The organism is Streptococcus oralis (assembly GCF_023109315.1).
GTDB lineage: Bacteria > Bacillota > Bacilli > Lactobacillales > Streptococcaceae > Streptococcus > Streptococcus oralis_BS.
Window position 1 is genome coordinate 92,983 of sequence record NZ_JALDUF010000001.1, and the last position, 14,363, is coordinate 107,345.

The window sequence follows — 14,363 nt, forward strand, 5'->3', positions numbered from 1 at the left end:
CTGTTTCCTATCTTTCCTAATGAGGTTTATAGTACGCAGAAAGCCTGAGAAGAAATCTTCTCAGGCTTTTGCTAATCATATAAATACGATACTGCTATGAAAAAATCACCCAGAATACTCTGAGTGATAAATGTTATGGTTGTGCTGGTTGCGGATTCTGGTTTTGTTGGCCAGGGGTTGTATTTGATTGTTGCGTATTATTGTTAGGATTGGTAGTCGTACTATTATTTGTGCTTGTATTTGTGCTTGGAGTAGTCGAGCTTGACTGAGAAGTCGAGCTCTCAGATGTTGAGCTAGAACTTTCAGGTGTTGGGGCTTGCTGTGGAGCAGGTGTAGTCCATGTAGAACGAGCACCATTTTTAAAGACAAATTCTCCACCTCTGTAGAGTCCTTCTGGCATAGTCCAGTCACCAGGATGATCATCTTCAGATAGATAAGTCATCATCGAACGGTAGACCTTAGCTGCAACATAGAAGCCATCACCAACGATAGGAGTAAGGCGGTTTGAGTAACCAGTCCAAACGGCCATTGAATATTTACGAGTATAGCCAACGAACATTTCGTCCGGAGCTACATAACCCGTATTTTTAATGTAGTTTTCAATCTCATCATCTGTATAGTTTGACGTACCAGTTTTACCAGCTTGTGGTAGCCAAGGGAGGTAGGCTCCTCGACCAGTTCCGTATGCCAAAACGGTTTTCATCATATCTGTCATCATATAGGCTGTCGTTTCTTTCATAGCACGTGTACCAGAATCAGAGAATTCTTTTGAACTGCCATCACTAAAGACAATCTTATTGATATACATAGGTTTGCGGTAGATACCGCCATTGGCAAAAGCAGCATAAGCCGCAGCCATCTTCTCGCTGCTTGCTCCATACTTTTTGTCAGATTCGGTTGTATTACTTGAAATAGCATTAGCATAGTGTATGCTTGGGTAGTCAATACCGAGTCCATTTAGAAACGTCTTGGCACGATCGAGCCCTACTTTCTCTAGCGTTTCTACAGCCGGTACATTCCGTGATTGCTGGAGAGCATACTGGAGTGTTATGTTTCCAAAGTAACTCTTATCCCAGTCATAGACAGGGGTAGAGGTTCCGGGGTAATTATAAGGACTATCGTGAACAATCGAAGCAGTTGAATCATAAACGCCGTATTCCAAAGCAGGAGCATAGTCTGTAATAGGCTTCATGGTAGAACCCCAGTCACGGTTAGTTTCTACAGCCTGGTTTATTCCAAAGGAAACGTTACTTGATTGGTGGCGAGCACCTAATTGGGCAATGACTTTCCCGTTTGTGACATCAACGATAGTAGAGGCTACCTGTAACTCATCATCTGGATAGTTGACATACTCGTCCGTATTGTAAATATCCCAGAGACGTTGTTGGACCTTAGAATCAACGTTTGTGTAGACTTCCATACCCGTAGTTAAAAGGTTGTAACCTGTTTCCTGTTCAACTTGGTCAATCACCTCTTTGAGGTAATTATCCATGTAAGGAGGATAACTGTTAGCTGATTTTAGGCTTTGAAGTCCATCTGTAATCGGAGTATTAATAGCTTTTTCGTATTGTTCGGCTGTAATGTAACCTTGCCCCTTCATCTCAGAGAGGACGAGATTACGGCGTTCTTGGGCGGCTTCCGGATGCGAGTATGGATCATACTGGTTTGGAGCCTGAGGCATTCCGGCAAGGAGGGCCAATTGAGGAATACTCAAATCTTTGAGGTCTTTGCCATAGTAACTTTGAGCAGCCGTCTGCATTCCGTAGTTACCGTTTGACATGTAAACCTTGTTGATGTAGTAGGTCAAGATCTCTTGTTTAGTCGCTTTTTGTTCTAGCTGGACGGCGAGCCATGCTTCTTGAGCCTTACGAGAAAGGGTTTGATCAGAAGTTGACGTAGAGAAATAGGTTAACTTGATCAACTGCTGCGTCAAAGTTGAAGCCCCTTGAAGGCCTCCGCCACCACGAAGATTTCGTAGGGTAGCACCTAGGATACGGATAGTATCGATTCCTCGGTGATTAAAGAAGCGATGGTCTTCGATCGAAACAATAGCATTGACCAAATCGGTCGGTACTTCGTTTGCTTGTGCATTGACCCTACGTTCTGATCCGAGATCGGCAATGAGTTCATCGTTTTTGTCATAGATCTTGCTAGACGTTGTAGCGACCAGTTTACTTTCAGATAGGGCTGGAGTCTTGCTAACATAGTAGAGAAAGAGACCTCCGCCCAGCATAATAGCTACGATAAATACAGTTAAGAAGCAGATACTGATATATTTAGTTATTCGCAGGATAGTTTGTTTGTTCATCTTGTTTTACCACCTAGTAAATGTTCTTTGATAATATCGAGATAGGGAATCTGGGGAAAGGCACCTAGCTCAATCCTATATCCATTTTCTCGAATATATCCAAGTGGCATTGACTTTTGTCCCTTATCTTGATGATAGAAACGAATCAGGTCAACAGCCGGCAATAAATAAGTTTCTTGCTGAGAAGCAAAGTGAAGAAGGACAAAGCAGATTCCTCGCTGAGCAAGGACCTGTTCCATATGCTGAATCTGATGGTGATGGAAATTCTTCATCGGAATTGCATGTCTTTGTCTGGTTTCCTTGGCTTCAAAGTCGATGTAGTATCCATCATAAACCCCTGAATAGTCAGTCGTTGAGGCCTGCCTAAAGTAGGCTTCAACGATCTTGGCTCGACTTCGTTGGGGATAGTCGACACGTACGATTTGGATGGGAGTTGGTTTCTTGTGAATCACTGCCAACCCATGTGACAAATAGTAGTCGTTCGTAGCGTTGATCATCTTTTCAAGAGACATTCCCCGATTTGCGAAATTTTTAGTTTGTGACGGGGGAGCTTGTCTCTTCTGTGATGAAATTTTATGTGGATAGTTGACCATAATTCTCCTTATTGGTACAATAACATCACTCTATTATATCATAAATTTGCAAAGAAAGGGTTAAAAATGACAACAGCCTTGATTTTAGGCTATTCTGCCTTCGACCTTGGTCTCTTTAATGACAAGGATATTCGCGTTGATATTATCAAAACAGCTATTCGGAGAGACCTGGAGCGTTTAGCGGAGGAAGGGGTGACCTGGCTTATCTTTACTGGGGCTCTGGGCTTCGAGTACTGGGCGCTTCAGGTGGCAAAAGACATGAAAATAGACTATGGATTTCAGCTGGCGACCATTTTTGATTTTGAGACCCATGGCAGTAACTGGAATGAAGCCAATCAAGTGAAGTTGAGCGAATTCAAGCAAGTTGATTTTGTCAAATATGCCTATCCACAATATGAACACAAGGGACAACTACGTGATTATCAGAAATTTTTACTGGAGAACACAGATATTTGCTATCTTTTTTATGATGAAGAAAACAAAACTAAATTACAATATTTTTACCAAATGATGAAAAATCAAGCGGACTATGTTACAAGGCAATTAACATTTGATGAGTTAAATGAACTAGCAGAAAATTTTTCTGAAAAGTAACCCTTTGACCTTGATTTTTACTTGTCTTTTTTTATATAATAATACTAGTAACCCAGAATGGAGAGAGACATGGCAAGTATTATATTTTCAGCAAAAGATATTTTTGAACAAGAGTTTGGACGCGAAGTACGTGGATATAGCAGAGCAGAGGTGGATGAATTCCTAGATGATGTGATTAAGGATTATGAAACTTACGCAGCTTTGGTTAAATCCCTTCGCCAAGAAATTGCTGATTTGAAGGAGGAGTTGTCTCGTAAACCACAGGCGGCTCCAACTCAACCAGACTCTATTGAAGTAACAGCTTCTACTTCAATGACAAATTTTGATATTTTGAAACGCTTAAATCGTCTCGAAAAAGAAGTATTTGGTAAGCAAATCTTAGACAACCAAGATTGATATTGAATAAGGGATGAGTGCAATTTTTGGATAATCGCGTGAAGAGGTTCTCTTTTCATGAGGAAAGTCCATGCTAGCACAGGCTGTGATGCCTGTAGTGTTTGTGCTAGGCGAATCCATAAGCCTAGGGACGAGTGATCGTTACGGCAGTCGAAATGGCTAAGTCTTCGGATAGGTCAGAATAGGCTTGAAAGTGCCACAGTGACGGAGTCTTTCTGGAAACGGAGAGAGTGGAACGCGGTAAACCCCTCAAGCTAGCAACCCAAATTTTGGTCGGGGCATGGAGTGCACGGAAACGAACGTAGTACTCTGACTGCTAGCAGATTTATGCTGTTAGCGGTAGACAGATGATTATCGAAGGAAGTGGTCCTAGTCACTTCTGGAACAAAACATGGCTTATAGAAAATTGCATATAGGTTGGGGCTGAGAAATCTTTCTCAACCTCATTTTTTAAAGTGAACAAGAGAAAGGTCTTGCAAGACTAGAAATGAAAGAACAATTTAATTTAATCGCAACTGCTGCGGCGGGCCTCGAGGCAGTCGTTGGACGTGAGGTGCGAGAACTTGGTTATGATTGCCAGGTTGAAAATGGGCGTGTCCGCTTCCAAGGAGATGTGAAGGCAATCATTGAGGCCAATCTTTGGCTTCGTGCAGCGGATCGCATCAAGATTGTAGTCGGAAGTTTTCCAGCTAAGACTTTTGAAGAGCTTTTTCAAGGTGTTTTTGCTCTAGATTGGGAAAACTATCTCCCGCTTGGGGCGCGTTTCCCGATTTCAAAGGCCAAATGTGTTAAGTCAAAACTTCATAACGAGCCCAGTGTTCAGGCCATTTCTAAGAAAGCTGTTGTGAAGAAATTACAAAAACACTATGCCCGCCCAGAAGGAATTCCCTTGATGGAAACTGGTCCTGAGTTTAAGATTGAGGTGTCTATTCTGAAAGATGTGGCAACTGTCATGATTGACACGACAGGTTCTAGCCTTTTTAAACGAGGTTATCGTACGGAAAAGGGTGGAGCACCTATCAAGGAAAATATGGCAGCGGCCATTTTGCAACTTTCCAACTGGTATCCAGACAAGCCCTTGATTGATCCAACCTGTGGTTCAGGAACTTTCTGTATCGAGGCGGCTATGATTGCTAGAAAGATGGCGCCGGGTCTTCGCCGTTCCTTTGCTTTTGAGGAATGGAACTGGGTTAGCGATCGGTTAATCCAAGAGGTCCGTACTGATGCTGCTAAGAAAATTAATCGTGAGATAGAACTGGATATCATGGGCTGTGATATTGATGCTCGTATGGTAGAAATTGCCAAGGCAAATTCTCAAGCAGCAGGTGTCGCAGGAGATATTACTTTTAAGCAAATGCGGGTACAGGACTTGCGCACAGACAAGATCAATGGCGTTATCATTTCCAATCCACCATATGGGGAGCGCTTGTCCGATGATGCAGGAGTTACGAAACTTTATGCTGAGATGGGACAAGTCTTTGCACCACTGAAAACCTGGAGTAAGTTTATCTTGACGAGTGACGAAGCTTTTGAAAGTAAGTACGGAAGTCCAGCGAATAAAAAACGAAAACTCTATAACGGGACCTTAAAAGTGGATTTATATCAATATTTTGGTCAGCGTGTGAAACGCCAAGAGGTAAAATAGAAAGGTAAACTCATGAGCAAGAAAAGACATGATCGTCATAAAAAAGAACAGCAAGAGCCACAATTCGACTTTGACGAAGCAAAAGATTTGACTGTTGGTCAAGCAATTCGTAAGAATGAAGAGGTTGAGGCTGGAGTATTGCCTGAAGACAATATCTTGGACAAATACATCAAACAGCACCGCGAAGAGATCGAGGCAGATAAGTTTGAAACTCGTCAGTTTGAAAAAGAAGAACTGGCTTCTACTCAAAACTTAGAGGAATTGATCCAAGAAGTTCGTGAAACAAGTGAACTTTCTGGAGAGGTAGACGATTCAGACCTGGTTTCCGAGGAATTTAGTGAAGAGATAGATAATGAAGAAACTACTCAGTTTGTTCCCCCACTTCAAGATGAAGAAAGTGCTGAAATAGAGCCTCTCGTTTTAACAGAAACAGAATCCAAGGAAATGAATGAGGAAAATGAGGAACAAGAAGAAACCTATACTTCCCTATCACGATCAGTACAGACGGAACCTGAAACAGGCTCTAAAAAGAAACGTCTGATTACCATCGTTTCTGTGGTAGCTGTGATTCTTGTTCTTGCTGGTACGTATTATGTTTACCGTCAGGTATCCCGTTCGAACCAAGAAATCCAGTCTTCTCAATCATCTTCAGGAAATCAAGAATCGCAAACCGATTTGCAAGAGTTCAATACGCTTTATGATTCCTTCTATACGGATGCCAATAAGACTGCTTTAAAAAATAGCCAGTTCGATAAGTTGAACCAGCTAAAAACCTTACTGGATAAGTTAGAAGGTAGCCGTGATTATGCACTAGCTAAGTCAAAATACGATAGCCTAGCAACTCAAATCAAGGCCATTCAAGATGTCAATGCCCTCTTTGAAAGTCCAGCTATTACTGATGGTGTCTTGGATACCAATGCTAAAGCCAAGGCGGATGCTAAGTTCACGGAAGTTAAAACGGGAAATACAGAGCTTGATAAACTGTTAGATCAGGCGATTAGTCTTGGTAAGAGTCAACAAACCAGTGCTTCCAGCTCAAGTTCTAGCACGAGTCAAGCAAGCTCAAGTTCAGCTACAGAAAGCAGTGCAAGCAGTACGACGCCTTCAACAAGTACCACAGCACCGGCTAGAGATACAAATGGTGGTTTGTCAGGCGATGGGGTTAATCTTCAAAGAAGTGCTAGTCGTGTACCCTACAACCAATCAGCTGTAGACGATAGCAATAACCCTGCTTGGACGTTTGCAGATGGTGTATTGGAACAAATCTTAGCAACCTCACGTGCACGTGGCTATATAACTGGCAACCAATACATTCTCGAACGTGTCAATATTGTAAACGGAAACGGCTATTACAACCTCTACAAACCAGATGGAACCTACCTCTTCACCCTCAACTGTAAGACTGGTTACTTTGTAGGGAATGGTTCTGGCCATGCAGATGACTTGGACTATTAGGAGTCCGTTACAAAATTCTTTCCTTTCATAGGTAAAAATGATAAAATAAAACAAATTAAATAAGAGGAGTGTCACATGACAAAAGCTAACTTTGGTGTTGTAGGTATGGCCGTAATGGGTCGTAACCTTGCCCTAAATATCGAATCTCGTGGCTATACAGTTGCCATTTACAACCGTAGTAAAGAAAAAACAGAAGACGTAATTGCCTGCCATCCTGAAAAGAACTTTGTGCCAAGCTATGACGTTGAAAGTTTTGTAAACTCAATCGAAAAACCTCGTCGTATCATGCTGATGGTTCAAGCTGGACCTGGTACAGATGCAACTATCCAAGCTCTTCTTCCACACCTTGATAAGGGTGATATCTTGATTGATGGAGGAAACACTTTCTACAAAGATACCATCCGTCGTAATGAAGAATTGGCAAACTCAGGTATCAACTTTATCGGTACAGGGGTTTCTGGTGGTGAAAAAGGTGCCCTTGAAGGTCCTTCTATCATGCCTGGTGGACAAAAAGAAGCCTACGAATTGGTTGCTGATGTTCTCGAAGAAATCTCAGCTAAAGCACCAGAAGATGGCAAACCATGTGTGACTTACATCGGTCCTGATGGAGCTGGTCACTATGTGAAAATGGTCCACAACGGTATTGAGTATGGTGACATGCAATTGATCGCAGAAAGCTACGACCTCATGCAACACTTACTTGGCCTTTCTGCAGAAGACATGGCTGAAATCTTTACTGAGTGGAACAAGGGTGAATTGGATAGCTATTTGATCCAAATCACAGCTGATATCTTGAGCCGTAAAGATGATGAAGGTCAAGATGGACCAATCGTAGACTACATCCTTGATGCTGCAGGTAACAAGGGAACTGGTAAATGGACTAGCCAATCAGCACTTGACCTTGGTGTGCCATTGTCACTTATCACTGAGTCAGTATTTGCGCGTTACATCTCTACATACAAAGAAGAGCGTGTGCATGCTAGCAAGGTCCTTCCAAAACCAGCTGCCTTCAAATTTGAAGGTGACAAGGCTGAGTTGATCGAAAAGATCCGTCAAGCCCTTTACTTCTCAAAAATCATTTCATATGCACAAGGTTTTGCCCAATTGCGTGTGGCTTCTAAAGAAAATAACTGGAACTTGCCATTTGCGGACATCGCATCTATCTGGCGTGATGGCTGTATCATCCGTTCTCGTTTCTTGCAAAAGATTACAGATGCCTACAACCGCGATGCTGATCTTGCAAACCTTCTCTTGGATGAGTACTTCTTGGATGTTACTGCTAAGTACCAACAAGCAGTGCGTGATATCGTAGCTCTTGCTGTTCAAGCTGGTGTACCAGTGCCAACCTTCTCAGCAGCTATTACTTACTTTGATAGCTATCGTTCAGCAGACCTTCCTGCTAACTTAATCCAAGCACAACGTGACTACTTTGGTGCCCACACTTACCAACGTAAAGACAAAGAAGGAATCTTCCACTACTCTTGGTATGACGAAAAATAAGTAGGTCTGCCATGGGGAAACGGATTTTATTACTTGAGAAAGAACGAAATCTCGCTCATTTTCTCAGTCTGGAACTCCAAAAAGAGCAATACCGTGTTGATCTGGTCGAGGAGGGACAAAAAGCCCTCTCCATGGCTCTCCAGATAGATTATGACTTGATTTTACTGAATGCTCGTCTGGGGAATATGACGGCCCAGGATTTTGCAGAGAGGCTGAGTCGGACAAAACCTGCCTCAGTGATCATGGTCTTGGACCATCGCGAAGAATTGCAAGACCAGATTGAGACAATCCAGCGCTTCGCCGTTTCTTACATCTATAAGCCAGTGATTATTGATCAGCTGGTGGCTCGTATTTCAGCGATTTTCCGAGGTCGGGACTTTATCGACCAACATTGTAGTCAGATGAAGGTCCCAACGTCTTACCGCAATTTGCGTATGGATGTAGAACATCATACCGTTTATCGTGGCGAGGAGATGATTGCTCTGACGCGCCGTGAGTATGACCTTTTGGCCACTCTCATGGGAAGCAAGAAGGTCTTGACTCGTGAGCAGTTGTTGGAAAGTGTTTGGAAGTACGAAAGTGCGACAGAAACCAATATCGTGGATGTTTATATCCGTTATCTACGTAGCAAGCTTGATGTAAAAGGTCAAAAAAGCTACATTAAAACCGTGCGTGGTGTTGGTTATACCATGCAAGAATAGAAAAGCAGTTGCAGTTGTGTAACTGCTTTTTTTGAGGAGCTTCTATATATTGACATACAGTAAAGTCTTTGCTACAATCAGTTATGGAGGAAAGATCGAATGAAAAAATTTAAAATAGTGATGCAAGTTGGACTAGCTGTCTTTCTCTTTGCTTTTCTAGCGACAAGCACCGTCTTTGCGGATGATGCTGATTCGGAAGGCTGGCAATTTGTCCAAGAAAATGGTAGAACCTACTATAAGAAGGGGGACCTCAAAGAAACCTACTGGCGAGTGATTGATGGGAAGTACTATTATTTTGATCCTTTATCTGGCGAGATGGTTGTCGGCTGGCAATATATACCTGCTCCACACAAAGGGGTTACGATTGGTCCTTCTCCAAGGCAAGATGTTGCTTTTAGACCAGATTGGTTTTACTTTGGTCAAGATGGGGTACTACAAGAATTTGTTGGTAAGCAAGTGTTAGAAGCAAAAACTGCTACAAATACCAACAAACATCATGGTGAACAATATGATAGTCCAGCAGAGAGACGAGTCTATTATTTTGAAGATCAGCGTAGTTATCACACTTTAAAAACCGGTTGGATTTCTGACGAAGGGCATTGGTATTATTTACAGGAGGATGGTAGCTTCGATGCTCGTATCTACAGTTTAACGGTTGGGGAGCTAGTGCGTGGCTGGACCAATGATAACTCAACTTGGTACTATCTAGATCCAGAAACTGGTATCATGCAAACTGGTTGGAAATATCTTGGTAATAAATGGTACTACCTCCGTTCATCAGGAGCCATGACAACTGGTTGGTATCAGGAAGGCTCCACTTGGTATTATTTAGATGAACCAAATGGCGATATGAAAACGGGCTGGCAATACCTTGGGAACAAGTGGTACTACCTCCGTTCATCAGGAGCTATGGCGACTGGCTGGTATCAGGAAGGTTCGACTTGGTATTATCTACAAACAAGTAATGGTGATATGAAGACAGGCTGGTTCCAGGTTAATGGTAAATGGTACTACGCATATAGTTCAGGTGCTTTAGCAGTGAATACGACCGTAGATGGTTATTTTGTCAACTATAATGGCGAATGGGTCCAATAATGAAAGAGGCGATTGTGAATGGAAACAATCGCTTTTTTTGTGAAAATATAATAAAATAGATAGGAGAAAATACTACTGTATGAAATGAGACGGTCTTTTCGTCTGGTTAAAGGAAAACATGACAAAAAAAGTTGGTGTCGGTCAGGCACATAGTAAGATTATTTTAATAGGGGAGCATGCGGTCGTATACGGCTATCCTGCCATTTCCCTGCCTCTCTTAGAGGTGGAGGTGACATGTAAGGTGGTCCCTGCTGAAAGTCCGTGGCGTCTCTATGAGGAGGATACCTTGTCCATGGCGGTTTATGCTTCGCTGGAGTATTTGGATATCAAAGAAGCCTGCATTCGATGTGTGATTGACTCGGCTATCCCTGAAAAACGGGGAATGGGTTCGTCAGCAGCTATCAGCATAGCAGCTATTCGAGCAGTTTTTGACTACTATCAAGCCGACCTGCCTCATGATGTACTAGAAATCTTGGTCAATCGGGCTGAAATGATTGCCCATATGAATCCAAGCGGGTTGGATGCTAAGACCTGTCTCAGTGACCAGCCTATTCGCTTTATCAAGAATGTTGGTTTTACAGAACTTGAGATGAACCTATCTGCCTATTTGGTCATTGCTGATACGGGCGTGTATGGTCACACTCGTGAAGCTATCCAAGTGGTTCAAAGCAAGGGGAAAGATGCCCTACCGTTTTTGCATGCCTTGGGAGAATTGACCCAGCAGGCAGAAGATGCGATTAGACGAAAAGATGCTGAAAGACTGGGACAAATCCTCAGTCAAGCGCATTTACATTTAAAAGAAATTGGTGTTAGTAGCCCTGAGGCAGACTCCCTCGTTGAAACGGCTCTGAGCCAGGGTGCTCTAGGTGCCAAGATGAGTGGTGGTGGGCTAGGAGGCTGTATCATAGCCTTGGCAACCAATTTGACTCAAGCTCAAGAACTAGCAGAAAGATTAGAAGAGAAAGGAGCTGTTCAGACATGGATCGAAAGCCTGTAACAGTACGTTCCTACGCAAATATTGCCATTGTCAAATATTGGGGAAAGAAAAAAGAAAAAGAGATGGTTCCTGCTACTAGCAGTATCTCTTTGACTTTGGAAAATATGTACACAGAGACGACTTTGTCGCCTTTACCGACGGATGCGACTGCTGATGCCTTTTATATCAATGGTCAACTTCAGAGTGAGGATGAGCATGCCAAAATGAGCAAAATCATTGACCGTTACCGCCCAGAAGGTGAGGGCTTTGTCCGTATTGATACCCAAAACAACATGCCTACCGCAGCGGGCTTGTCCTCAAGTTCCAGTGGTTTGTCCGCCTTGGTCAAGGCCTGTAATGCTTATTTCCAGCTTGGTTTGAATCAGAGTCAGTTGGCGCAGGAAGCTAAGTTTGCCTCAGGTTCTTCCTCTCGGAGCTTTTATGGACCACTAGGTGCCTGGGATAAGGATAGTGGGGAAATTTACTCTGTTGATACAGACCTGAAACTAGCTATGATTATGTTGGTGTTAGAGGATAAGAAAAAACCAATTTCTAGCCGTGATGGAATGAAACTTTGTGTGGAAACCTCGACGACCTTTGATGATTGGGTTCGTCAGTCTGAGAAGGATTATCAGGATATGCTGGTCTATCTCAAAGAGAATGATTTTGCCAAGGTTGGGGAACTAACGGAGAAAAATGCCCTTGCTATGCACGCTACGACCAAGACTGCTAGTCCAGCCTTTTCATATCTAACGGATGCGTCCTATGAAGCCATGAACTTTGTTCGTCAGCTTCGTGAGCAAGGTGAAGCCTGTTACTTTACAATGGATGCCGGTCCCAATGTCAAGGTCCTCTGTCAGGAGAAAGATTTGGATCATCTATCTGAAATCTTTGGTCAACGTTACCGCCTGATTGTGTCGAAAACAAAGGATTTGAGTCAAGATGATTGCTGTTAAAACGTGCGGAAAACTATACTGGGCAGGGGAATACGCTATTCTAGAGCCAGGGCAATTAGCCTTGATAAAGGCCATCCCCATCTATATGAAGGCTGAGATTGCTTTTTCTGAGAACTATCGTATCTACTCAGACATGTTTGATTTCGCAGTGGACTTGACGCCAAATCATGACTACAGTTTGATTCAAGAAACAATTGCTTTGGTGAATGACTTCCTCGCCAATCGTGGTCAGACTTTGCGACCTTTTTCCTTGGAAATCCGTGGAAAAATGGAACGCGAAGGCAAAAAGTTTGGTCTGGGTTCTAGTGGTAGCGTCGTTGTCTTGGTGATCAAGGACCTGCTGGCTCTATATGATATTACGGTTGATCCGGAACTCTTGTTCAAGCTGGCAAGCGCGGTCTTGCTCAAGCGAGGCGACAATGGTTCTATGGGAGACCTTGCCTGTATTGTGGCAGAAGATTTGATTCTCTACCAGTCGTTTGATCGCCAAAAGGTGGCTGCTTGGTTGCAAGAAGAAAGCTTGGCTACAGTTTTGGAGCGTGATTGGGGCTTTTCGATCTCACAAGTGCAACCAGCTCTAGAATGTGATTTCCTAGTGGGCTGGACCAAGGAAGTGGCCGTATCAAGTGGCATGGTCCAGCAAATCAAGCAAAACATAGGCCAGAATTTTTTAAGTTCCTCAAAAGCAACGGTATCTGCTTTGGTAGAAGCCCTGGAGCATGGGAATGCAGAAAAAATTATCGAGCAGCTGGAAACAGCCAGTCAGCTTTTAGAAGGTTTGAGCCCAGATATTTACACACCTTCGCTGAGACAGCTGAAAGAAGCCAGTCAAGATTTGCAGGCTGTTGCCAAAAGCAGTGGCGCTGGTGGTGGTGACTGTGGCATTGCCTTGAGTTTTGATGTGCAATCAACCGAAACCTTAAAAAATCGTTGGGCCGATCTGGGGATTGAGCTCTTATACCAAGAAAGGATAGGACATGACGACAAATCGTAAGGATGAGCATATCCGCTATGCCCTTGAGCAGAAAAGTTCCTATAATAGCTTTGATGAGGTGGAGTTAATTCATTCTTCCCTGCCTCTTTATGACCTGGATGAGATTGATTTGTCTACAGAGTTTGCAGGTCGAAAGTGGGACTTTCCTTTTTATATCAATGCCATGACAGGTGGGAGCAACAAAGGTAAAGAAATCAATCAAAAACTAGCTCAGGTGGCAGAAGCCTGTGGGATTTTGTTTGTAACGGGCTCTTATAGTTCAGCCCTAAAAGATCCAACAGATGATTCTTTTTCTGTCAAATCTAGCCATCCAAAGATCCTCCTTGGAACCAATATTGGCTTGGACAAGCCTGTTGAGTTAGGACTTCAGACTGTAGAAGAGATGAATCCTCTTCTCCTTCAAGTGCATGTTAATGTCATGCAGGAATTACTCATGCCCGAGGGAGAAAGAAAGTTTCGAAGCTGGCAATCGCATCTAGCAGATTATAGCAAGCAAATCCCAGTTCCTATTGTCCTAAAGGAAGTGGGCTTTGGGATGGATGTGAAGACTATCGAAAGAGCCTATGAACTGGGTGTTCGAACGGTTGACCTGTCGGGTCGTGGTGGTACTAGCTTTGCCTATATCGAAAATCGTCGCAGTGGTCAGCGTGATTACCTCAATCAATGGGGCCAGTCTACTATGCAAGCCCTTCTCAATGCCCAAGACTGGAAAGACAAGGTCGAACTCTTGGTCAGTGGAGGGGTTCGTAACCCGCTGGATATGATTAAGTGCCTGGTCTTTGGAGCCAAGGCTGTGGGACTGTCACGTACCGTTCTGGAATTGGTTGAAACCTACTCGGTCGAGGAAGTGATTAGCATTGTCCAAGACTGGAAAGAAGATCTGCGTTTGATCATGTGTGCCCTTAATTGTGCCACCATAGCGGATCTGCAAAACGTAGACTATATTCTTTATGGCAAACTAAAAGAAGCAAAAGATCAGATGTAGAGAGGTCGGGACAAGAATCCCGCCCTTTTTTGTAGCCTTTTGTCAACTGTGGTGGGCTGAAAGAACCTAGTTTGTAGGAGCGATTTCTGTCCTATCTCCTTTTTCCATCCTCAGACCGAGGTGACTTTTTTGAATTGTGATAAAATAGAAAAGAGAGGATGCAGC

Annotated in this window: 13 protein-coding genes and 1 other RNA gene; 12 read left to right on the forward strand and 2 right to left on the reverse strand. The window is 43.3% G+C overall.

What is annotated here, in order from left to right; all coding sequences use genetic code 11:
* Positions 1 to 133: 133 nt before the first annotated feature.
* Both pbp1a and recU read right to left on the reverse strand, forming a co-directional pair.
* Positions 134 to 2,308 carry a penicillin-binding protein PBP1A gene (pbp1a, locus tag M1F74_RS00375; RefSeq protein WP_247945974.1) on the reverse strand — a complete coding sequence of 725 codons (2,175 nt, stop codon included), beginning with the start codon at positions 2,306 to 2,308 and terminating at the stop codon, positions 134 to 136.
* Entirely contained in the window at positions 2,305 to 2,901 is a 597-nt protein-coding gene (gene recU / locus M1F74_RS00380; RefSeq protein ID WP_247945975.1) for a Holliday junction resolvase RecU, read from the reverse strand. Before recU ends, pbp1a begins: the two co-directional genes overlap by 4 nt.
* A gap of 66 nt (positions 2,902 to 2,967) precedes the next feature.
* On the opposite strand from recU, the gene M1F74_RS00385 reads away from it, so the two are divergent.
* From M1F74_RS00385 to fni, 12 genes are all read left to right on the forward strand, one after another.
* Entirely contained in the window at positions 2,968 to 3,495 is a 528-nt protein-coding gene (locus M1F74_RS00385) for an SLOG family protein (RefSeq protein ID WP_247945976.1), read from the forward strand.
* 69 nt (positions 3,496 to 3,564) lie between these two features.
* Positions 3,565 to 3,891 (forward strand): cell division regulator GpsB, encoded by a 327-nt coding sequence (gene gpsB, locus M1F74_RS00390; protein ID WP_061418633.1) that lies wholly within the window; start codon positions 3,565 to 3,567, stop codon positions 3,889 to 3,891.
* 22 nt (positions 3,892 to 3,913) lie between these two features.
* An RNA gene (gene rnpB, locus M1F74_RS00395) (RNase P RNA component class B) lies at positions 3,914 to 4,295 on the forward strand.
* A gap of 83 nt (positions 4,296 to 4,378) precedes the next feature.
* On the forward strand, positions 4,379 to 5,536 hold the full coding sequence (locus M1F74_RS00400) for a THUMP domain-containing class I SAM-dependent RNA methyltransferase (protein WP_247945977.1): 1,158 nt from the start codon (positions 4,379 to 4,381) through the stop codon (positions 5,534 to 5,536).
* Between the two features lie 12 nt (positions 5,537 to 5,548).
* Positions 5,549 to 6,991, forward strand: a complete 1,443-nt coding sequence (gene mapZ, locus M1F74_RS00405; protein WP_247945978.1) for a cell division site-positioning protein MapZ — start codon at positions 5,549 to 5,551, stop codon at positions 6,989 to 6,991.
* Positions 6,992 to 7,066: 75 nt separating this feature from the next.
* The gene (gndA, locus tag M1F74_RS00410) at positions 7,067 to 8,491 is read left to right on the forward strand and encodes an NADP-dependent phosphogluconate dehydrogenase (protein ID WP_247945979.1); all 1,425 of its coding nucleotides are present in this window, start codon (positions 7,067 to 7,069) and stop codon (positions 8,489 to 8,491) included.
* 11 nt (positions 8,492 to 8,502) lie between these two features.
* The gene (locus M1F74_RS00415) at positions 8,503 to 9,192 is read left to right on the forward strand and encodes a response regulator transcription factor (protein WP_247945980.1); all 690 of its coding nucleotides are present in this window, start codon (positions 8,503 to 8,505) and stop codon (positions 9,190 to 9,192) included.
* A 99-nt stretch (positions 9,193 to 9,291) separates the two neighbouring features.
* On the forward strand, positions 9,292 to 10,287 hold the full coding sequence (gene cbpF / locus M1F74_RS00420; RefSeq protein ID WP_247945981.1) for an N-acetylmuramoyl-L-alanine amidase family protein: 996 nt from the start codon (positions 9,292 to 9,294) through the stop codon (positions 10,285 to 10,287).
* Positions 10,288 to 10,405: 118 nt separating this feature from the next.
* Positions 10,406 to 11,284: a mevalonate kinase gene (gene mvk, locus M1F74_RS00425; RefSeq protein WP_247945982.1), complete on the forward strand. Its 879-nt coding sequence runs from the start codon at positions 10,406 to 10,408 to the stop codon at positions 11,282 to 11,284.
* Positions 11,266 to 12,219: a diphosphomevalonate decarboxylase gene (gene mvaD, locus M1F74_RS00430; protein WP_247945983.1), complete on the forward strand. Its 954-nt coding sequence runs from the start codon at positions 11,266 to 11,268 to the stop codon at positions 12,217 to 12,219. The genes mvk and mvaD overlap by 19 nt, the downstream gene beginning before the upstream one ends.
* On the forward strand, positions 12,206 to 13,213 hold the full coding sequence (locus M1F74_RS00435) for a phosphomevalonate kinase (protein ID WP_247945984.1): 1,008 nt from the start codon (positions 12,206 to 12,208) through the stop codon (positions 13,211 to 13,213). Before mvaD ends, M1F74_RS00435 begins: the two co-directional genes overlap by 14 nt.
* Positions 13,197 to 14,198 carry a type 2 isopentenyl-diphosphate Delta-isomerase gene (gene fni / locus M1F74_RS00440; RefSeq protein WP_247945985.1) on the forward strand — a complete coding sequence of 334 codons (1,002 nt, stop codon included), beginning with the start codon at positions 13,197 to 13,199 and terminating at the stop codon, positions 14,196 to 14,198. The genes M1F74_RS00435 and fni overlap by 17 nt, the downstream gene beginning before the upstream one ends.
* Positions 14,199 to 14,363 lie beyond the last annotated feature (165 nt).